This window comes from Hymenobacter lapidarius, from assembly GCF_001816145.1.
GTDB lineage: Bacteria > Bacteroidota > Bacteroidia > Cytophagales > Hymenobacteraceae > Hymenobacter > Hymenobacter lapidarius.
On record NZ_MDZB01000108.1, the window covers coordinates 12,324 to 32,298 of the forward strand.

Below are 19,975 nucleotides of genomic sequence, written 5' to 3' on the forward strand. Positions count from 1 at the left end.
TCAGCGAAATTAACCCCATGATTAAGTGCATCTAACTTCCCGCCAGTTATTCCTGCGCCACCAGGCCCAAACCTCCGATTTTCCGCTGCTGCTGGAAATTGAGCGGGCCGAAGGCGTGTACATGTACGCCCCCGATGGCCGCCGCTACCTCGACCTGATTTCAGGCATTGGCGTGAGCAACGTGGGCCACCGCCACCCGCGCGTGCTGGCCGGCATTCACGCGCAGCTCGACAAATACCTGCACCTGATGGTGTACGGCGAGCTGGTGCAGGCCGTGCCCGCCCAGCTGGCCGAGGCCCTGCACCGCACCCTGCCCACCCACCTGGACTCGGTGTTTTTCACCAACTCTGGCACCGAGGCCATTGAGGGCGCCCTCAAGTTGGCCAAGCGCCACACCGGCCGCACCGAGCTCATTTCCTGCCTCAACGCCTACCACGGCTCTACGCACGGCGCCCTGTCCATCACCGGCTCCGAGGGCTTCAAAAACAGCTTCCGCCCCTTGCTGCCCGACGTGCGCCACATCAGGCACAACGACTTCGCCGACCTGTACCTCATCACCGAGCGCACGGCGGCCGTGGTCATCGAAACCGTGCAGGGCGAAGCCGGCGTGCGCGTGCCCTCGCCTTACTACCTGCCGGCCCTGCGCCGCCGCTGCCGGGAGGTGGGCGCCCTGCTCATCCTCGACGAAATCCAGTGCGGCTACGGGCGCACCGGCACCATGTGGGCCTTCGAGCAGTTCGGCATCGAGCCCGACATTCTGGTGTGTGCCAAGGGCATGGGCGGGGGCATGCCCATCGGGGCGTTCATTTCCAGCACGGAAATCATGAGTGGCTTCAAAACCAACCCCATTCTAGGGCACTGCACCACGTTTGGTGGGCATCCGGTGAGCTGCGCGGCCGCGCTGGCCACGCTGCAGGTCATGCAGGAAGAGGCGCTGGCCCAGGGCGTAGCCGCCAAGGCGGCGCGGTTCCAGGCACAGCTGCGGCACCCGGCCATTCGGGCGGTACGGGGCTGCGGCTTGCTCATGGCCGTGGAGTTTGACTCTTTCGCAGTCCTCAAGCCCATCATCGACCGGGCGCTGGAGCACGAAGGCATCCTGACCGACTGGTTCCTGTTCTGCGACAACTCCCTGCGCCTGGCCCCGCCGCTCATCATCACCGATTCGGAAATTGACGAGGCCTGCGCGGCGTTGCTGCGGGCCATTGATGCAGTGGTGGTCACTAATTGAAAAAACAGAAACGTCATGCTGAGCTTGCCGAAGCATCTCTACTGCAATACTAATTCTGTTTAGTGGTGCGGTAGAGATGCTTCGGCAAGCTCAGCATGACGTTCAATTTTGGGGTGGCTTCCCCAGGCTTATACGGTCACGTTTGGGCGGGGCAACTCGTTGTAATTCAGAAAGGAAGTGCTTTCTTCTTTGATGCGCTCGCGGGGAATGCCGTCTTTCACGCCCTGCGAAATCTTGCGCACCAGCACGCCCACAATGGCCTTGCGGAAGCCCAGCTTCTCGGCCATCATGATGCAGAAATCCATTTCGGTTTCGTCCACCACACCGTCGGCGAGCATCATATCGACCAAGTCAAAAATCTGGTCAAATCGTTCGGAATCGTTGGTAGGCAGTTCGGTGTTGCCCCCTTTGTCCCCGGAAACGAGGGCTTGCACGTCGGCCGAGCTCATGCCGTTTTTCTTGCCCACGGCAACGATAAAATTCATTTCTCGCGCATCGATGTGCCCGTCGGCCTTTGCCAGGGCCGCGAGGTTCAGCAAATGGCCCTTGATTTTTTTGGCCTGCTCATTTTCGAAAAAACCGAACATAGAAAGTGGAAATTGAGTGGTGAGGAATGAGTTAGCAGCCGTGGGAGACGTTTCAACAGGTAAGGTAGGCGAAAAAGCAACTACTTGCTACACCTGAAATACGCGAAGGACAATAAAAAGATAACCACGGCATTGCGGGTATTATGGTGGAGCGGTAGGGCGTTTGCATTCCTTTCGCCAACTTTGCGAGGTTTGGGCGCCATTTGCGTGCCTGCGTGTTTTAAGAAAGATAAGATGAAGAGAATCGGAGTATTTACCAGCGGCGGCGACTCGCCGGGCATGAATGCCGCCATCCGGGCCGTGGTGCGGACGGCTACTTACCATGGCATAGAGGTGTACGGCATCATGCGGGGCTACAGTGGCATGATTAAGGGCGAGTTCGTGCGCCTGGATTCGGCCTCCGTGTCGAACACGGTGCAGAAAGGCGGTACCATTTTGAAATCGGCCCGCAGTCAGAAATTCACCACCAAAGAAGGCCGCCAGCAGGCTTTCGACCAGCTGGTAAACAACGGCATCGAGGGCCTGGTGGCCATTGGCGGCAACGGTACCTTCACGGGCGCGATGGTCTTTGAAGAGGAATTTGGCATTCCCACCGTGGGCATCCCCGGCACCATCGATAACGACCTCTACGGCACCGACTACACCATTGGCTACGATACGGCCGTGAACACGGCTCTGGACTGCATCGACAAAATCCGGGACACGGCCGACTCGCACGACCGTTGCTTTTTTGTGGAAGTAATGGGCCGCGACTCGGGCTACATCGCCATTCCGTGCGCCATTGGCGGCGGGGCCGAAATCGTGATGATTCCCGAAACCCAGATGAGCACCGACGTGGTGGTCGACACGCTGCAGTCGGGCTGGAAACGCTCCAAAACATCCTTTATCGTCATCGTGGCCGAGGGCGATGAAGAAGGCAACGCCACCAACGTGGCCGCCCGCGTCAAGGAGGCCATTCCGCAGCTCGACACCCGCGTCACGGTTATCGGCCACATCCAGCGCGGCGGCTCGCCCACTGCGGCCGACCGCCTGCTGGGCTCCCAAATCGGCATCGCCGCCGTGGAGGGCCTCATGAACGGCATGCACAACGTCATGGCTGGCATCGTGGACAAAAAGCTCGTCTACACCCCCTTCATCGACACCGTGAACAAGAAAAAGCTCATCAACCAGAGCTTCATGCGCATGGTGGAAATTTTGAGCGTGTAGGGTCTTGTGGTAGCTAAAAGAAAGAGAGAAAATATCCCCATATTGCCGTGCCTTTGCTGGTGTCATGCGCAAATAGCGAGGCAGTTAGGCGGGTTATTTATTTTTTCCTACCATGAAACAATTTTATTCTTTGCTGATGGCCTTGCCAATAGCACTGACTTTATCGGCTGCGCGGGCTCAAGGCTCGCCCCAGGCCGAGACGCTAGGCACCAATGCGGCAGCTTCCGCCGTACGCCGCCCGGCCATGGTGCGGCTGGGCGTGGGCGAAAGCGTGAACGGCTCGGGTGATTATTCCATGCTGAAAACTTTCATCGAGTATGCGCCGCAGGTGGGCCGGCACTGTCGGCTGGGTTCGCGGCTGGCGTACATCGGCGGCTCTCAGCCCAGTGATTTCGGGTACGGCTTCGTGGTGCCGCGGTCGTACCGGGCCCTGAATCTGGAGCAGGAAGTATACTGGCTGCCATTTGGCCTCAACAAAACCGTGGAATTCAGCCTGGGAGCCGGGGCTTTTGTCGGCTATTCTAAGCAGAAGGGCTTTTCTCAGGGCGGATTTAATACTGCCGACCTGAATGGAAACCAGTCTTTCAGCTACGTTCCCGCCAATGAAAAAGGCTTCAACGTGGGCTACATTGGTTCCCTTAACGTGGACTTTGCCCTGAACGCGGCCCGTACCTGGCGGTTGGGCGGCCGGTTGGCGTTGCAAAATGACACCCGCGCCAATATCCTGCCCGGCGGTCAGTTCCAACTCAGCCGCGCCTTGTAGAGTTGGGACTGAGTTTTTATATCGCACGGCCCGGCAACTGGAAAGTTGCCGGGCGTGTCGTTCAACGATTGAACGCGCCGAGGCGCGTTTCTACAGTTCTACCCACTGATAGGCCGCGTCGCGGCGCAGCCAGGTGAGCTGGCGCTTAGCGTAGCGGCGGGTGTTGCGCTGGAGCAGGCGCACGGCTTCGTCCCAGTCGTAGGCCCCATCCAGGTAGCCGAAAATTTCCTGGTAGCCCACGGTTTGCAGGGCGTGGTGGTGGCGGTAGGGCAGCACGGCGCGCACCTCGTCCAGTAGGCCGGCGGCCAGCATATGTTCCACGCGCAGGTTGATGCGGTGGTACAGCGCTTCCCGCTCGCGGGTGAGGGCCACTTTCACGTTGCGGAAAAGCGGGTTTTCGGCGGGCGGGCTTTGGGTGTGGAAGCTGGAGAAAGGCCGGCCGGTGGCCCGGGTGATTTCCAGGGCCCGCACCACGCGCTGCGGGTTTTGCTGGTCGATGCGGGCGTGGGCCACGGGGTCGGTTTCGGCCAGCTCGGCCACGAGGTGCGGCAGGCCGTGGGCCGCCAGCTCGGCGTGCAGCTGGGCGCGCACTTCGGGCGGCACGCCGGGCAGCTCGTCGAGCCCATCGGTCACGGCCTGCACGTAAAGGCCTGAGCCTCCGGTGAGGATGACCACCGGAAATTTCTGGAACAGCTCAGCTAGCACCGCCTGGCAGTCGGTGGCAAAGCGGCCGGCGCTGTAGTCTTCCCCAATGCTGTGGCTGTCAATAAAATGGTGGGGGACGCCCTGCATTTCCGTCGGTGTGGGCTTAGCGGTGCCAATGCTCAGTTCCCGAAAAAACTGCCGCGAATCGGCCGAGACAATTTCGGTGCGGAACTGCTGGCCCAGGTGCACGCACAGCGCCGTTTTGCCCACGGCCGTGGGGCCGGCAATGGTGAGCAGCACCGGCCGCGGGTCGGCGGCGGTGGGGGATAATTGGGCTAAAATAGAAGGGGGAAGCAAGGACGCTGCGGTTAGACAAAAAATTAGGAATAAGACCAAAACAGCCCGTCATGCTGAGCGCAGCCGAGGCATGACGTTCCTTCTTACATCCTTTTCAATCACAACACTGGGTGTTTCTCGTCGAATTCCGTGGCGTCCTGATACGCCTTGGCTAGGGCCAGTAGCTTGCCTTCTTCGTAGAGCTGGCCCGTGAAGGTGATGGTGGTGGGCAGGCCGGCCACCGTGAAGCCGTTGGGCAGGGCAATAGCCGGGTGGCCGGTGAGGTTGGTGAGCACCAAGCTAGAGCTGAAGGAAGGCGCGAGGTAGGCGTCGAGGCCGCGCAGCTTTTCGTCCATCTGCTCGATGAGCAGGCTGCGTACGCGCTGGGCCTGAATATACTCCACGGCCGGAATGAAGCGCGACGAGCGGAAGGTGTTGGGCCAGGCCGAGCGGTTTTGCAGCACCATCTGGCCGTCGCGTCCGGACCGGGTGAGGTCGTCGAAAGCCGCCGCGCCTTCGGCCGTGAGCACAAAGCGCAGGGCGCCCGGCGCGATGGCGGGCAACTCGATGGGTACTATTTCCACGCCCAGCTTGCGCAGCACTTCCAGCGTGGCCAGGTCGTTGGCCTTGGTGGGGTAGGGTTGGTCAAAAGCTGCTTTCACGAAGCCTACACGCATCTTTTTCAGGTCGGTGCTAAAGGCGTAGCGGAAGCTGTTGGGCGCCAGCAGAGTGGCCGCGTCGCGGGCATCGGGGCCGGTGGCGGTGAGGGCGGCCAGCACCAGGGCGCAGTCTTCGGCAGAGCGGGCCAGGGGGCCGGCTTTGTCCATGGTCCAGCTCAGGGCCATGGCGCCGGCGCGGCTCACGCGGCCGTAGGTGGGGCGTAGGCCCGTGACGCCGCAGGCCGTGCTGGGGCTGATGATGGAGCCCAGCGTTTCGGTGCCGATGGCAAACGGCAGCAGCCCCGCCGCCACCGCCGAGGCCGAGCCCGCCGATGAGCCGCTGGAGCCCTTGGTTATGTCCCAGGGCGTGCGGGTTTTCTCGCCAAACCACACGTCGCCCTGGGCCAGCTCGCCCAGCGTGAGCTTGGCCAGCAGCACGGCCCCGGCGGCACGCAGGCGCTCCACCACGGCGGCGTCTTCGTCCAGGGTCTGGTCTTTGTAAGGCACCGAGCCCCAGGTAGTTTTGTAGCCCTTGGCGCTGAACAAGTCCTTGACTCCAAAGGGAATGCCGTGCAGCGGCCCCCGGTATTTGCCGGCTTTTATTTCCTGGTCGGCCTGTCGGGCTTGCTGCAGGGCCAGCTCCTCGGTGAGGGTGATGACGCAGTGCAGCTTGGAGTCGTATTTCTGCAGCCGCGCTAGGAAAAACTTCGTCAACTCTTCGGAAGAAATCTGCTTGGTGCGCAGCAGTTCGCCCAGCTGGCGCACGGTGTAAAAGGCGAGCTCGTCGCGGTAGCCGGGCAGCTTCACTTTGCCTGTTTCGGGCAGCTTGCCGGCGTTGTCTTTGGGGGCAGCCACCATGGTTTGCCGCAGCCGCAGGGGCCGCGGGTCGAACACCACGGACGGGGCCACGCCGTTGGGCAGGGGGATTTTCCGCAGCGTCTCGTAGCTGTCGCGGTAGCCGGTGAGGTTGCGGCGCGTGGAGTCGAGCTGCGCGTCGTTGAAATCTAGCCCCATCAGCTGCTGCGCGGCCCGCAGGATGGGCACCGTAATTTCTTCGGGTGCCGTGGGCCGGGCCACGAAGGCGCCACCGGCGAAACAAGCGCTGCCCAGCAGCAGGGCGGGGAGGAATTTTTTCAAGGGTCGGGATATGAGTGGTATTATCGGCAAGATGCGCAAGCTGTTCCACTTGACCCAAGCCAATCAATGTTTACGGTGCTTAACAAGCTGGCTGACAACTGAATTCTTTCCAGAATATACCCTGATTGTAGCGTCGTTGGTTCTGCCTCGAAACCTATTCGGTCTCTAGAAAACGAGAAACCCACTGATTCATTTCTTGCTTTTGCCGCGCGCTTGCGGCATCACACATTTTGTTGTGCGGCGTAGCGGCGAGCTTGATGATTGTCATACCGAACTCCGCTTGCTCGACCGAGGTAGGAACTACGCCAGGGTCCGCGGCTTGGTCGCTGGAGCGAAGCGAAAAAATCCTGGGCTGCCGGGTGCGGGGCAATGGGACGCGGCAGTTGTCAAATGAAATAACCCGCTGCGCCAACGCGGGGTGTTCCTGCGCAAACAGCATGGCGATATCGCCGCCGTAGGAATGGCCCAGCAGCAGCACCGGCTGTCCGTCAAGCACCAAAGTGCGGCGCCGAAGGGCCCGAATGGCGAAGGCAATGTTTTCGACCCCGCGCTTCCAGTAAGGATACCGGGTTTGATGGACATCCCCGCCCTGGGGGATGGGCGCGTCGGTGGGCAGGTCTTGTTGCAGGCTGGCTACGTAATAGCCATGAGCCACCAGGTGCCGGGCCACGAACGAATATTCGGTGTTCTTTACGCCGTAGCCGTGGCTAAGCACCGCAAGCTTGAGTTTCGGCGGTTGGCCTCCTGTCGCTGCCGAGGCCGGGAGGACGGCCGGGTAATACACCGCCACCGGAATGACCCGGTTGCGGCTGGAATCCATTAGCTCGAATCGGGCGGTTTGCACAGGTAGCGCCCCAGGAGCTGGCGCAACGACCTGGCGCGTGGCTGGCCCTCGATTCAGGCAGCTGCTGAAGGTAAAAGCGAGGCATCCCAAAGCCAGTAATAGCTGTTTCATTTCACTGAAGGGTAATTCTTTTCTCAGGGTAGATGAGCGGTTTCTCAGGTTGCGTTAATGGAACGGAAAACTGGCTTTGGGTCCCAATTCCTATCTGTAGCACGCATTTAAGGAGTGTGAAGCGCCGCGCCGGGAAGGGCAGTTGTGCGCCCTGCCACCGGCACCACTTCCTGCCACAGCCGCAGCAGCTCCCGCTCCTCGTGCTGCCAGCTGAGCTGGGGCGCGGCGCGGCGGCAGTTGGCGGCCAAGTGCTGGTAGCGGGTGGGCTCGTCGCGCAGCAGGCGGTTGAGGGCGGTGGCCAGGGTGGCGGGGTGCAAATCGGCCACCAGCTCGGCCACGTCGAATTGGTCGTTGAGGGCGCGGTATTCCGGGAAATCGATTAAGACCTGCGGAATGCCGGCGTGCACGTAGTCGAAGAATTTATTGGCCAGCGAGTAGTAGTAGCTCAGTCCGATGTTTTCGAGCAGCATGATGCCCACGGCGGCATGGCGGGTCACTTCGCGCAGCGCCTCGGGCAGCACAAACCCGCGAAATTCCACCTTGCCCTCCGGGCACGACCGCGAAGCCAGCAGCCCCAGCCGGCCGGCCCGCTCCCGGAGCGCCGCCGAGAGGTCGCCTTCGCCGCAAATTACCAGCCGGCCGGCCACCTGCGGCATGGCGTCGAGCAGGCTTTCCAGGCCGCGGCCCACGTTCAGGGCGCCCTGATAGAGAATGTAGCTGCCGGCCAGCGAGGCGGCGGGCAGTGGCTCCGGGCGCTGCAGGCGGCTCACGTTGCGCACCACCGCAACCGGGCGGCCGTACCACTCCGCAAACACCCGCGCCAGGGCCGGCCCCACCGTGTAGGCCAGCCGGGCCCGCGGCACAATGAACCCCTCCACCCAGCGCCATACGCGCTGCACGGCGGGCCGGGCCACCACCTCGGGCACTTCGGTAAACAGCTCGTGGGCATCGTACACAAAAGGCTGGCTGCCCAGCCGGGCCCGCAGCCACACGGGCAGGGCGGTGTCCAGGTCGGCGGCGCACCACGCGGCCGCCCGCTGGCCCAGCAGGTACCCAAACAGCCGCAGGTTGTATTCGAGGTAAAACAGCTTGCCCCGCTGAAACCAGCCGCGCAGCCGGTGCTGCGCGTAGGGCTGGGCCGTGAGCGGGGGCGAGCCCGGCCGCTGCCAGCCCACCAGCTGCACGCGGTAGCCGGCCGCCGCCAGGCTGCCGCAAATCCGCTGCATGCGCTGGTCGAAGCACAAATCGGTGGTGACGGCGAAAAGCAGCCGCGGCGCAGACGGGAGGGGAGGCAAGGAGGTGTGTGGGGCCCTGCAGCAGGCGGGCGTTATATTTTGGTCAAATTTACGCCGTGGCCTCGCTGCGCGTGGTTACCTTGGCAAGAATATTTGCAGTATTACGCATCGGTTTATGAGTTTGACTCCAGTTCTTTCCCCGCTTCAGCCGATGGCGCCGCCGTTGGCCACGCTGCTCGACCAGCTGGGCCAGATGTACGTGCTGCTCGACGTGCAGGGCAACGTTATCGAAGCCAACGCCGCTTTTTTGGCTATGGTGGGCTATGCCCGGGAGCAGGTGCTGGGACAACGCAGCTTCGATATGTTCACGCCGCCGAGCGACCGCGCCAACCGGCAGCGGCAGTTCGCGGTCATGATTGCGACCGATACCCTGGCTCCCTCCTACGAGCGGCCAGTGCTGGTGCGGGGCGGCCAGATGCGCCTCATCCACTGGCGAACCGGCTTCACGCGCGAGGCCGGTGCCATCTCCGGGGTCTGGATGGTGGGGCAGGAGCCGAGCCCCAGCAGCATGGCCACGCCCACGCTCACCGGCAATAGCACCCATTTGCAGGACTTCCTGGACAACGCCCAGGACCTGGTGCAGCACCTGAGCGCCGACAACAACTTCCTGTTCGTGAACAAGGCCTGGAAGGAAAAGCTGGGCTACACCGATGCCGAGCTGGCCACCCGCACCCTGGCCGACGTGGTGCACCCCTACTACAAAGCCAAGCTGCTCTACCAGTTGCGCAACCTCTACGACGGCGAGCCCGTGAACAAGGTCGAAACCGTGTTCCTGACCAGTGCCGGCAAGCCCGTGCACCTCATTGGAAGCATGAGCGTGGTGCGCGAGGAAGGCCAGCCAGTGAGCAGCCGCGCCATTCTGCACGACATCACCGACCGCATCAAGGCCGAGCGCCTGCAAAAGGTCTACTACAGCATCGCCAACCTGGCCATTTCGGCTAAGGACTTGCCCAGCCTCTACGGAGCCATCCACCGCGAGCTGAGCAAGATTATCGAAACCAACAACCTGTTTATCGCGCTCTGCGACGACGCCCGCACGCAGCTGCAGTTTGCCTACCACGTCGACCAGCACCCCCAGCACCGGCCCCAGGGGGGCATGCCGTTTTCCAGTGGGGTCTCGGAGTACATCATTGCCGGTGGGCAGCCGCGCTACCTCACCCACGCCGACTACCAGCAGCTCATTCGCAACGGTACCATCACGGCCTACGGCCTGGTGCCCGAGGTGATGCTGGCTTCGCCGCTGAGCATCGGCGACCGCATCATCGGCGTGCTGGCCGTGCAGGACTACAACCGCGCCGACGCCTACACGCCCGGCGATTTGGACGTGCTGCACTTCATCTCCAACCAAGTGGCCCTGGCCATTGAGCGCAAGCGCAACGAGGAGCAGATTGGCAAGCAAACCGCCCGCCTGAACGCCATTTTCGAGAGCGGCTCACACGTGATGTGGACCGTGGACACCCGCGCCCACCTCATGAACTTCAACCGCAACTACGCGGCCCTGTTTCTGCGGCGCAACGGCACTTACCCGGTGCGGGGCCTCGACCTCTGGGAATCCGACCTGGCTTACATGCCCAGCGAGGAGCGCGACACCTTCGTGCACTACTACCAGGCGGCCGCCAAGGGCCAGGCCCAGCGCTTTGAGATGGGCCTGCGCGATTCGCGCGGCAACGAGGTCTGGACCGACATTTACCTCAACCCCATTTACCTGGGCGACGGCTCATTTGAAGAAATCTCGGCCATTGCCCACGACATCACCGAGCAAAAACGGTCCCAGCTGGCCCTGGAGGCCCAGGAAGAGAAGTTTCGCTCCATCTTCGAGTCGTTTCAGGACATCTACTACCGCACCGACGAAAACGGCTTGCTCACCATCGTGAGCCCCTCCGTGCGCGAGGTGCTGGGCTACGAGCCCGAGGATGTGCTGGGCCAGCGGGTGGTGGATTATTACGTCGACCCCGAAACCACGTCCAAGGTCCGCGCCGAGGTGGAGCGCGGCTCCGGGCTGCGCAACTTTGAAACCCAGATGTGGCACAAAGACGGCCACCCGGTGAGCGTGCTGGTGAATGCCCGCGTGGTGAGCGGCGACGAAAGCGGCGGCTTCGCCACCGAGGGCATTGCCCGCGACGTGACCGAAATTCAGCAGATGCAGGACGACCTGCGCCAGGCCAAAGACGCCGCCGAAACCGCCCTGGAAGCCAAAACCCAGTTTCTGGCCAACATGAGCCACGAGCTGCGCACGCCCATGAACGGCATCATCGGCATGATTGACCTGCTCGACCAGACCGTGGACACCGACGAGCAGCTCGACTACGTGGACACGCTCCGCAAGAGTTCCGACGCCCTGCTCACCATTCTGAACGACATCCTGGATTTGTCGAAAATACAGGCCGGCAAGCTGCAGGTGCACGAAACGGCCCTGGAGCTGCAAGCGGTAATGGAGCGCATCCGCGCCCTGTTCATTTACCGGGCCGAGCAGAAGAACATCCGCTTCACCTACCACATCACGCCGCACACGCCCCGCTACGTGATGACGGACGAAGTGCGCCTGCTCCAGATTCTGTCCAATTTGGTGGCCAACGCCATCAAGTTTACCAACGAGGGCACGGTGGCCATCATCGTGAGCAGCGTGAGCACCGACGGCGAGCACCACACCCTGCGCTTCGCCGTGCAGGACTCCGGCATTGGCATTTCGAGCGACAACGCCAGCCTGCTCTTCACCAACTTCACCCAGCTCGACACCACCCCCAGCAAGGCGTACGGCGGCACCGGCCTGGGCCTGAGCATCAGCCGGCAGCTGGCGGAGCTGCTGGGCGGCGAAATTGGAGTGCTCTCCGACGAAGGCGAGGGCAGCGTGTTCTGGTTCACCATCAGCGCCCGCGAAGCCCGGATTGAAGACCTGCCGGCCGTGGCCCTGGTGCGCGAGGCGGTGTTCCAGCCGTTCGAGGCCGTGCCCCGCGTGCTGCTTGTCGATGACAACGCCATCAACCAGAAAGTGGGCCAGCGCCTGCTCTCCAAGCTGGGCTGCGAGGTGGACGTGGCCGGCGGTGGCCCCGAGGCCATTGCCCTGGCCACCGCGCCCGACGCCGGGTACGACATTATTTTCATGGACATTCAGATGCCCGAAATGGACGGCGTGGCGGCCACGGCGGCCATTCGCGAGGTGCTGGGCGCTAACTGCCCCCCCGTGGTGGCCATGACGGCCTACTCCATGCAGGAAGACGCCGGCCGCTTCATGAGCCAGGGCCTCGACGACTACGTGGGCAAGCCCGTGAAAAGCCGCCACCTCTACGAAGTGCTGCACCGCTGGCTGCGCCCGCGCCAGGGCCGTGCCAGCGCCGAAGAAGGCACGGAAGCGACCCTGGTGCCGGCCACCGCGCCGGAAGTCGGGGAAAAAACGGTCGCCGTTTCACTGGCTCCGGAAGCAGCCACTGGCCACGCCGCGGCAGAGGTAAAGGCGGAAGTCCCGGCCACAGAACCCGCCGCCAGTGAAGTCACGCTGGACGAAGCGGTGCTGAAGCAGCTGGTGGAACTGGGCGGCCCCGAATTCGCCCTGGAGCTGTACCAGGAGTTTGAGCAGGAAGCCGGTGATTTACTGCGCGAGGCCGCTCCCGTGGTGACTGCGGCTGATTTTCCGGCCCTCCTGCCCATGTTGCACCAGCTCAAAGGCACGGCGGCCACGCTGGGCGGCCTGGCTCTAGCTGCCCAAGCCCGGCACTTGGAACACGAGTTCAAAGCCGGGCAGACGAAAGAAGGGGCAGTAGGTTTTCAACTTCTAGAACATTACTTTGCACACTTCGTTGGCGAATACCCCAGCGCCGTTGAACGAGTTGCCAATCCTTCCGCGGTTTAGAAGCCGCGTTCTACCCTTCCATTCTACCCCCAAATCCATCTCCAAATCCTACGCTCATGTCCACTGATACCCAAGCCAAAACCATTCTGATTGCTGAGGACAGCTCGGTAATTCTGAATCTTACCCGCAAAATCCTCGAACTGCAGAAGTACAAGATTTTACTGGCTAAAAACGGCGGCGAAGTGCTCAAGCAACTGGAAAATAACCACATCGACTGCGTGTTGATGGACATCAACATTCCCGTGAAAGACGGCATGCAGTGCACCCGCGAAATCCGGGCCCATTCCGACCCCAAAATCAATGCCCTGCCCATCATCGCCATCACCGGCAACGCCAACAACTACTCCATGGACCAGTTCCGCGAGGCCGGCGTGACGGACTACCTGCCCAAGCCGCTCGATTTCGACGCCCTGGTGCGCGTAGTGAAGCAGTACGTAGGGTAACTCAGTTATGAGTTTTGAATTATGAATTATGAGTTGGGGCCAGCACTCAAAAGTGAACACTGGTTTCGATGATTTCCGGCGGAAAACTCATAATTCGAAACTCATAATTCATAATTAAAGCGCAGTGCAAGTCACGTTTCTCGGTACCGGCACCTCCTCCGGGGTGCCCATGATAGGCTGCACCTGCGAGGTGTGCCGCTCGCTCGACCACCGCGACCAGCGCCTGCGGGTGTCGGTGCACGTGCAGGTAGACGGGCGCAGTCTGGTGATTGATTCGGGCCCCGATTTCCGGCAGCAGATGCTGCGCGCCCACATCACGCACCTCGACGCGCTGCTCTTCACCCACGAGCACAAGGACCACACCGCCGGCCTCGACGACATTCGGGCCTTCAACTTCCGGCAGAAGACCGACATGCCGGTCTTTGGCGAGCCGCGGGTGTTAGCGCAGCTGCAGCAGGAGTTTTCTTACATTTTTGCCGAGCACAAATACCCCGGCGTGCCCCGCGTGCGCCTGCACCCCATCGAGCGCGACGACGTGCCGTTTGACGTGCTGGGCGTGCCGGTGCAGCCCCTGCGGGCCATGCACCACAAGCTGCCCGTGCTGGGCTACCGCATCGGCGGCTTTTGTTACCTCACCGACGCCAACCACATTAGCCTGGAAACGCGCGAGCTGCTGCGCGGCGCCGATGTCATCGTGCTCAATGCCCTGCGGCACGAGCAGCATATTTCGCACTTCACGCTGGCGCAGGCCATCAACGTGTTGGAGGAGGTGCAGCCAAAGCGGGCCTACCTCACGCACATCAGCCACCAACTGGGCCGCCACCAAGCCGTGGAGGCCGATTTGCCGCCCTGGATTCGGCTGGCGTATGATGGGCTGAAAATTGAGATGTAGCGGCGGTGCACATCTGGCCTGACATCACGGAGCAATTCTATTCGCCCTTCGGCCCGGCCGAGGTGCGGAAACGGCTGCAATGGCACACGCTGCCGCCCGATTCCTGGCATGAAGTTATTGACCATTCGCCCCGGTGGTTTTTCAAGGGTAGGGTGGGGGACCACACCTTTGACCTGCGCCATTTTAATATGGTGGGCCGGGTGACCGTTCCCCTTATTACTGGCGAGGTAGCCGAGCTAAATAGCCCAGAAGGCAGCCGGCTGGTGGTACGCCAGCGAATGCACTGGGCGATGGGTGTTTTTTATGGGTTTTGGTCGTTGCTGGTGGGGGCTTTCGGCAGCGGCATGGGCTTGGTCTGGTACCTCGGTGGGGGTAATGAGTGGCCGATATTGTTTTTTTCGCTGCTGTTGCTGCTTGGGTCCCTTACCCCAATTACAAGCTTCTGGCGAGCAGTGGGTAAAAACCGTGTGTTCCTACAGAAGCTTTTGCAGCTTGAGAATCAGCAGCCTTAATCCCCTTTCTAAACGCGGCGTGAAATCAGCCTAAAGCCTTATGCACACCAACTACTATTTCCTGCGCCAGCTGGCCCCCGCGCTCACCGAGCGGCTGCGGGGCTACCGCGTGGCCGTGTGCTTCTCGCAGGAGAAGGATGAACTGGTGGTGGGCCTCACCAACGGCACATCGGAGTTTTGGCTGAAAGCGCAGCTGGGCGCCACCTTCCCGGCCCTGGCCCTGCCCGAAACCTTCCAGCGCGCCCGCGTCAATTCAGCGGACTTGTTTCCCGATATGCTCGGCCAGCAGGTGGAAACCGTGGCGGCGTGGCCCCAGGACCGGGTGCTGCAGGTGACTTTCCGTAGCGGGGCGCGGCTGGTGTTCAAGCTCTACGGCCCCCGGCCGAACGCCATTTTTCGCACAAGCCCTGACGCTGCCGCCCAGCTGTTCCAGCAGAAGCTGGTGGCCGATGCGGACCTGCGCCCGCAACCAGCGCCGCCCGCGCCAACCACAAAATCCGAGCAATCCGAGCAATCCGCGGTTCAGACAAAGCTCCCGCCGCCCCTGGCCGACTTGCCCGCCCGCTACCTGCGCCTGGACGGCTACGACGCCGCCGCCGCCCCGGAAACCAGCGCCCGCTTGGTAAACCAGGTGCTGGCCCAGCTGGAAAAACCCGCGCACTACTACCTCACGCAGCTGGAGGGCCGCACCCGCCTGAGCCTGCTGCCGCTGGGCGACGTGCTGGAGACGCTGCCCGGCGATGACCCCGTAGCGGCCCTGCGGCGTTTCGTGCCCATGGCCCTGGGCCGCCGCGCCCTAGAGATGGAAACCAAGCAGCTGCGCCAGCTGCTGGAGCGCCGGGCCGACGAAGCCAGTGCGGCTGCCGCCCACGCCCGCCAGCGCCTGCACGCCCTGGCCCACGAAGCCGGCTACCGCCACACCGCCGACCTCATCATGGCCAACCTGCACGACATCCCGGCCGGCGCTACCCAAATCGAAGTGGTGGACTTCTACACCAATCAGCCCAAGCTCATCAAGCTGAAACGTACCGAAAAGCCCCAGCTCACCGCCGAAAACCTCTACCGCAAAGGCAAAAACCAGCAAATCGAAGAGCGCCAGCTCGCCGAGCGCATCACGCGCCGCGAAACGGAGGTCCTGACTGCTTTAGAACGACTGGAAGAAATGGACACCCTGCCCGCGCTGGCGGAGCTGCGCGGCCTGCGCACCTGGCGCAAACAGCACGGCCTGGACCCCAAGCCCGCCGCCGCCAAAGCCGGCGCCGAGCTGCCGTTCAAGGTATTCGAAGACCGGGGTTTCACCATTCTGGTGGGCCGCAACGCGGCGAACAACGACCTGCTCACGCAGAAATACGCGCACAAAGACGACCTCTGGCTGCACGCCAAGGACGTGACCGGCTCGCACGTGGTTATCCGGCACAAGGCCGGGCAGCCCGTGCCCGAGCCCGTGGTAGAGCACGCCGCGCAGCTGGCCGGCTGGTTCTCCCGCCGCCAGCACGACACGCTGTGCCCCGTGACCGTGACGCCCAAAAAGTACGTGCGCAAGCCCAAAGGCGCGCTGCCGGGCCAGGTAGTAGTGGAGCGGGAGCGGGTGGTGCTGGTGAAACCCGGCAACCCGTTTGATGGCCCCGACGGTCTGTAGCGTTGGGCGCAGGCAGCTGCCGGACCTGAAGTAGAAAGCAAAAAAGCCCGTTCCAAGTAAATGGAACGGGCTTTTCGTTTGCGTGCGCGCGGGGAGATTCGAACTCCCACACCCGAAGGCACCACCCCCTCAAGATGGCGTGTCTACCAGTTTCACCACGTGCGCAAATAGAGCAACTAAACCTGGGTAATGCGGCCGAAACCGGCTTCACTGAAGCGGTGAAGCGGGTGCAAAGATAGCCGGCCTGCCGTGCACCCGCAACCTAATGGCCGCAATTTTCATAAAAAAAGCCGCTCATCGTGAGACGGGCGGCCTTTTTAAGTAAATCACCGGCTGAAATTACTCGGCCTGGGTGAGGGGCGAGTCAACTACGTGTTCGGCCACGAACCATACTTGCAACTCGTTGGTGCGCACCAGCTCGCTCACGATGAGGTCGTTGGTGCCGTCGTCGCCGGTCTCATCGGCCTTGCTGGCGTAGTCGTGGCAGTTTTTCAGAATGCGCTGGTGGCCGTCGAGCAGGCGCGACACCTGCACAGGAGCTTCCTCACGGTCGCGGGGCACGCGGGGGAGGCTGGTTAGCTCGGCCACGTCGTGGGCCATGGCAATGGCTACACCGCCCAGAATCTGGATGCGCTCGGCAATGGAATCTACCAGCACGGCCTGCTCTTCGTAGTGCTTGTCGAACAGCAGGTGCAGCTGGTAGAAGGTGGGGCCCACCACCTGCCAGTGGTGCTTTTTGTACATGTCGCGCAGCGTCATGGTATCGGCCAGCAGCTGGTTGAGCATGGTCACGCTGCTCTGGCGGGTGCTCTCGTCCAAGCCGATGGGCAGACGCTGGCTCACGGTGCCATAGCGCTGGGTAGGGGAGGGCGCGTTCTGCTGCTGGTTGATGTTGGGCAGGATGTTGACGGCGGCGTTGCTGCCGGCGCGCTTGCGCGCGGTGGTGCCGTCGGCGCTTTTGCCGTTGCTGCGGGCTGCGGCGGGTGCTTTTTTGGCAGCGGAGGCTGCGGCTTTTTTGGGAGCAGCGCTCTTGGGAGCGGCGGCCTTGGCGGGAGATGCCATAATTCTGAAATCGGGTGAAGTGAAAGGAATAGCCGAAACAATTCGGGCAGGAAATTCTATTCTAGCGTACGTAAAGCAGGGCGCCGAGTTAATCTTTCGAAGCTTTAAGCCACTACTTTTTACCTATGAACGACCCCGCCCTGGTAGAGCCGCACCTTGGCTCGCACGCCGAGCACCACCTCAGCAGCTCGGCCATGCTGCAGGACATCGTCATCGGCCTTTCTGATGGCCTCACGGTGCCCTTTGCGCTGGCCGCCGGTCTGAGCGGCGCCGTCGACTCCTCGGCCCTGGTAATAACGGCCGGCCTGGCCGAAATAGTGGCCGGCAGCATTGCTATGGGCCTGGGCGGCTACCTGGCGGGCCGCACCGAGGTGGAGCACTACGCCGCTGAGCTGGCTCGCGAGCACCGCGAAGTGCAGGAAGTGCCGCACGTAGAGCGCGCCGAAGTAGACGAGCTGCTGGCCGAGATGGGCCTCTCGGAAACCACCCGCGCCGCCGCCGTGGCCGAGCTCACGTCCGACCCGGAGCAGTGGGTACGCTTCATGATGAAGTACGAGCTGGGTCTGGAAGAGCCCGACCCCCGGCAGGCGCCCAAAAGTGCCTTCACCATCAGCACGGCCTACGCCGTGGGCGGACTGATTCCGCTCACGGCCTATTTCTTCACGGCTACGCCCACGGAAGGGCTGGCGTGGTCGGCGGCTATCACGCTGGTGTGCCTGCTGGTGTTCGGCTATTTTAAAAGCCGCATGACAGGCCAGCCGGCCGTGGCCGGCGCCTTAAAAATGGCGTTTGTGGGCGCGATGGCGGCCTCGGCGGCTTTTGGCGTGGCGCGGCTTATCACGCAGTAGGGTTTTTCAGGCCAGCGCCTGCCTGCTCAGGTGCTGTTTGCGGTGGGCGGCTCTACCCCGTTGGCTGCGTACGTTTCTAAATTGCCATGCGGCAGCGGCCGGTTGCCATGCGCAGTAGCTTTTCTTCATCATTATGAAATTCGACCTACCCAAAACTCCCGCCGTTCAGGTACCTGGCAAATCCTTTCGTCTGGACCAAGTAGACCCCGACGACAGCACACCTTTTGTGCACAGCCCCGACGACAAGAGCGAAGCCAGCCCGCGCCTGCTGCAGCTGCGGGAGCGGTTGAGCCAGTTGCAGGAGCTGCTCTACGCGGAGCATAAGCGCAGCGTGCTGCTCGTGTTTCAGGCTATGGATACGGGTGGCAAGGACGGCACTATTAAGAACCTGCTTACCGGGGTGAACCCCGCGGGCGTGCGCGTTTCCTCTTTCAAAGCTCCTTCGGCGGAGGAGCTAAGCCATGATTATCTGTGGCGCATTCATGCCGAAACCCCCAAACGGGGGCACATTGGGGTATTCAACCGCTCCCATTACGAAGATGTGCTCATCACCCGCGTGCACGGCCTGATTGAGGAGAAAACCTGGAAGCGCCGCTACGAGGACATCAACAACTTCGAAGCGTTGCTGGCTCAAAACGGCACGGTGGTGCTCAAATTCTTCCTGCACATTTCCAAAGCCGAACAAGCCCAGCGCCTACAGGCCCGCCTCGATAACCCAACTAAACACTGGAAATTCGACCCCAACGACATCAAGGAGCGCAAGCTCTGGCCGGCCTATCAGCAAGCTTACGAGGATGCTATCCGCCATTGCTCCCCGGCCCACGCGCCGTGGTTTGTGGTGCCGGCCAACCAGAAGTGGGCGCGGGATTTGGCCATCGCCGAGATTGTAGTGGCCGCTTTAGAAGCCATGAACCCCCAGCCGCCCAAAGCTATTTATGACGTGGCGGCGCAGGTGATTGAGTAGCTGAAGGCGTCGCGGCGGCGTCTGTTGCAACGGTACGGCTTGGCGATGTGGCGGTATTTGAAAATCGTCAGCCCGTAACCGCTGCTGAATAAAGATACAAAAGTTGATGTTAAAAACTAATGCCGGGCTTTATTCGTCAGCCGGAACTGAAGCCGAATAGCGAACAAAAAGTTGATGATATATTCGTCACCCCGCCATATTGCCAAACCGAATGTTGGCAGTAGTTTTTCTTAAAATCCATACGCAACTAATCTGTCTTTATACATTTTCTCTATTTTCCAAATTACAAAATAACTTCCTGCACCGTCACTGTTCATTGTCTGAATAAAAAATGTGTCACTTACTTTGTCGTAATTTACTTCTGCACTATAAATACTTGGTTCGTAAAGTCCTTCTAATGCAGATTTAGGTAATGTAATTACTTTCTGTCCAACTTTAAGTTCAATTTTTAAAAACTGTGTCGTTGGCATACCTCCGTCTCGTCCCCAATATTTTCTATTGTCAATTAGTAAAATTTGGTCTGGATATTCTTTGATGTATTTAAACGTATGTTTCTTTTTGTCAAACTTACTTTGTGTTATTGTTACTTGTATTGTGTCCTTTTTTAAAACAACTTTATTTTCATTCTTTGTCGCAATTGGGATTTGTGAGTAGTTGGATATTAATTTGTATCGGTTTTTATAAACATAGCCATTTAACTCTTTGTCCTTTTTCGTGTAATCAATATTTGTCCAATTACCTTTATTATCAAAGCAATAAATTAAGTAATCAGCCAAAAATAATGGTGTATTCAGTTCCGACGTGTTTGAGGACATAGGCGACCCTTTCGGCTAAGGTTCGGTCACAGACGTAATCGGCGGGGGTCAGCCAGTACTGCTTGCAGTGGCGCCACAGGCGTTCAATTTTGTTGAGTTCGGGCGAATAGGGGGGTAAAAAGCAGAACGTGAGCCCTTGTTC

At 61.0% G+C, this 19,975-nt stretch carries 18 protein-coding genes and 1 tRNA gene; 10 read left to right on the top strand and 9 right to left on the bottom strand.

The features are described 5' to 3' along the window. Window positions 1–25 precede the first annotated feature (25 nt). Window positions 26–1,228 (top strand): aspartate aminotransferase family protein, encoded by a 1,203-nt coding sequence (locus BEN47_RS11105; protein ID WP_070728490.1) that lies wholly within the window; start codon window positions 26–28, stop codon window positions 1,226–1,228. Window positions 1,229–1,356: 128 nt separating this feature from the next. Here BEN47_RS11105 and BEN47_RS11110 read toward each other — a convergent pair whose 3' ends face one another. Next, window positions 1,357–1,815 (bottom strand): tellurite resistance TerB family protein, encoded by a 459-nt coding sequence (locus tag BEN47_RS11110; RefSeq protein WP_070728491.1) that lies wholly within the window; start codon window positions 1,813–1,815, stop codon window positions 1,357–1,359. 234 nt (window positions 1,816–2,049) lie between these two features. Between BEN47_RS11110 and pfkA the strand changes: the two genes are divergently transcribed. Further along, window positions 2,050–3,021, top strand: coding sequence for a 6-phosphofructokinase (gene pfkA / locus BEN47_RS11115; protein WP_070728492.1), 972 nt, complete (start codon window positions 2,050–2,052; stop codon window positions 3,019–3,021). Window positions 3,022–3,133: 112 nt separating this feature from the next. Then, entirely contained in the window at window positions 3,134–3,784 is a 651-nt protein-coding gene (locus BEN47_RS11120; RefSeq protein WP_070728493.1) for a hypothetical protein, read from the top strand. Between the two features lie 90 nt (window positions 3,785–3,874). Here BEN47_RS11120 and miaA read toward each other — a convergent pair whose 3' ends face one another. From miaA to BEN47_RS11140, 4 genes are all read right to left on the bottom strand, one after another. Further along, window positions 3,875–4,786 carry a tRNA (adenosine(37)-N6)-dimethylallyltransferase MiaA gene (gene miaA, locus BEN47_RS11125; RefSeq protein ID WP_239691569.1) on the bottom strand — a complete coding sequence of 304 codons (912 nt, stop codon included), beginning with the start codon at window positions 4,784–4,786 and terminating at the stop codon, window positions 3,875–3,877. A gap of 98 nt (window positions 4,787–4,884) precedes the next feature. After that, window positions 4,885–6,561: an amidase gene (locus BEN47_RS11130; protein WP_070728494.1), complete on the bottom strand. Its 1,677-nt coding sequence runs from the start codon at window positions 6,559–6,561 to the stop codon at window positions 4,885–4,887. A 154-nt stretch (window positions 6,562–6,715) separates the two neighbouring features. After that, a complete protein-coding gene (locus BEN47_RS11135; protein WP_070728495.1) occupies window positions 6,716–7,381 on the bottom strand; it encodes a serine aminopeptidase domain-containing protein in 666 nt (221 codons plus the stop codon). Between the two features lie 242 nt (window positions 7,382–7,623). Further along, window positions 7,624–8,811: a glycosyltransferase gene (locus BEN47_RS11140; RefSeq protein ID WP_125921626.1), complete on the bottom strand. Its 1,188-nt coding sequence runs from the start codon at window positions 8,809–8,811 to the stop codon at window positions 7,624–7,626. A gap of 151 nt (window positions 8,812–8,962) precedes the next feature. On the opposite strand from BEN47_RS11140, the gene BEN47_RS11145 reads away from it, so the two are divergent. From BEN47_RS11145 to BEN47_RS11165, 5 genes are all read left to right on the top strand, one after another. Then, window positions 8,963–12,658: a PAS domain S-box protein gene (locus BEN47_RS11145; RefSeq protein ID WP_158010988.1), complete on the top strand. Its 3,696-nt coding sequence runs from the start codon at window positions 8,963–8,965 to the stop codon at window positions 12,656–12,658. 56 nt (window positions 12,659–12,714) lie between these two features. Then, a complete protein-coding gene (locus tag BEN47_RS11150) occupies window positions 12,715–13,101 on the top strand; it encodes a response regulator (protein WP_070728497.1) in 387 nt (128 codons plus the stop codon). A gap of 124 nt (window positions 13,102–13,225) precedes the next feature. After that, on the top strand, window positions 13,226–13,993 hold the full coding sequence (locus BEN47_RS11155) for an MBL fold metallo-hydrolase (RefSeq protein ID WP_070728498.1): 768 nt from the start codon (window positions 13,226–13,228) through the stop codon (window positions 13,991–13,993). Window positions 13,994–13,998: 5 nt separating this feature from the next. After that, window positions 13,999–14,505 (top strand): hypothetical protein, encoded by a 507-nt coding sequence (locus BEN47_RS11160; RefSeq protein WP_070728499.1) that lies wholly within the window; start codon window positions 13,999–14,001, stop codon window positions 14,503–14,505. 40 nt (window positions 14,506–14,545) lie between these two features. Further along, complete coding sequence (locus tag BEN47_RS11165) at window positions 14,546–16,144, top strand: NFACT RNA binding domain-containing protein (RefSeq protein ID WP_070728500.1); 1,599 nt, start codon at window positions 14,546–14,548, stop codon at window positions 16,142–16,144. Window positions 16,145–16,227: 83 nt separating this feature from the next. On the opposite strand, the gene BEN47_RS11170 is transcribed toward BEN47_RS11165, so the two are convergent. Continuing rightward, a tRNA-Leu gene (locus tag BEN47_RS11170) sits at window positions 16,228–16,309 on the bottom strand. Between the two features lie 174 nt (window positions 16,310–16,483). Next, entirely contained in the window at window positions 16,484–17,206 is a 723-nt protein-coding gene (locus tag BEN47_RS11175) for a Dps family protein (RefSeq protein WP_083322340.1), read from the bottom strand. A gap of 125 nt (window positions 17,207–17,331) precedes the next feature. Here BEN47_RS11175 and BEN47_RS11180 point away from each other — a divergent pair, with 125 nt between their 5' ends. Both BEN47_RS11180 and BEN47_RS11185 read left to right on the top strand, forming a co-directional pair. Continuing rightward, on the top strand, window positions 17,332–18,054 hold the full coding sequence (locus BEN47_RS11180) for a VIT1/CCC1 transporter family protein (protein WP_070728501.1): 723 nt from the start codon (window positions 17,332–17,334) through the stop codon (window positions 18,052–18,054). Between the two features lie 133 nt (window positions 18,055–18,187). Further along, window positions 18,188–19,018, top strand: a complete 831-nt coding sequence (locus tag BEN47_RS11185) for a polyphosphate kinase 2 family protein (protein WP_070728502.1) — start codon at window positions 18,188–18,190, stop codon at window positions 19,016–19,018. A gap of 230 nt (window positions 19,019–19,248) precedes the next feature. On the opposite strand, the gene BEN47_RS20955 is transcribed toward BEN47_RS11185, so the two are convergent. Both BEN47_RS20955 and BEN47_RS20315 read right to left on the bottom strand, forming a co-directional pair. After that, entirely contained in the window at window positions 19,249–19,794 is a 546-nt protein-coding gene (locus BEN47_RS20955) for a hypothetical protein (protein WP_125921627.1), read from the bottom strand. Continuing rightward, window positions 19,787–19,975 (bottom strand): transposase (locus tag BEN47_RS20315; RefSeq protein WP_193427141.1); only part of this gene is annotated, 189 nt, incomplete at its 5' end. The genes BEN47_RS20315 and BEN47_RS20955, both read right to left, overlap by 8 nt.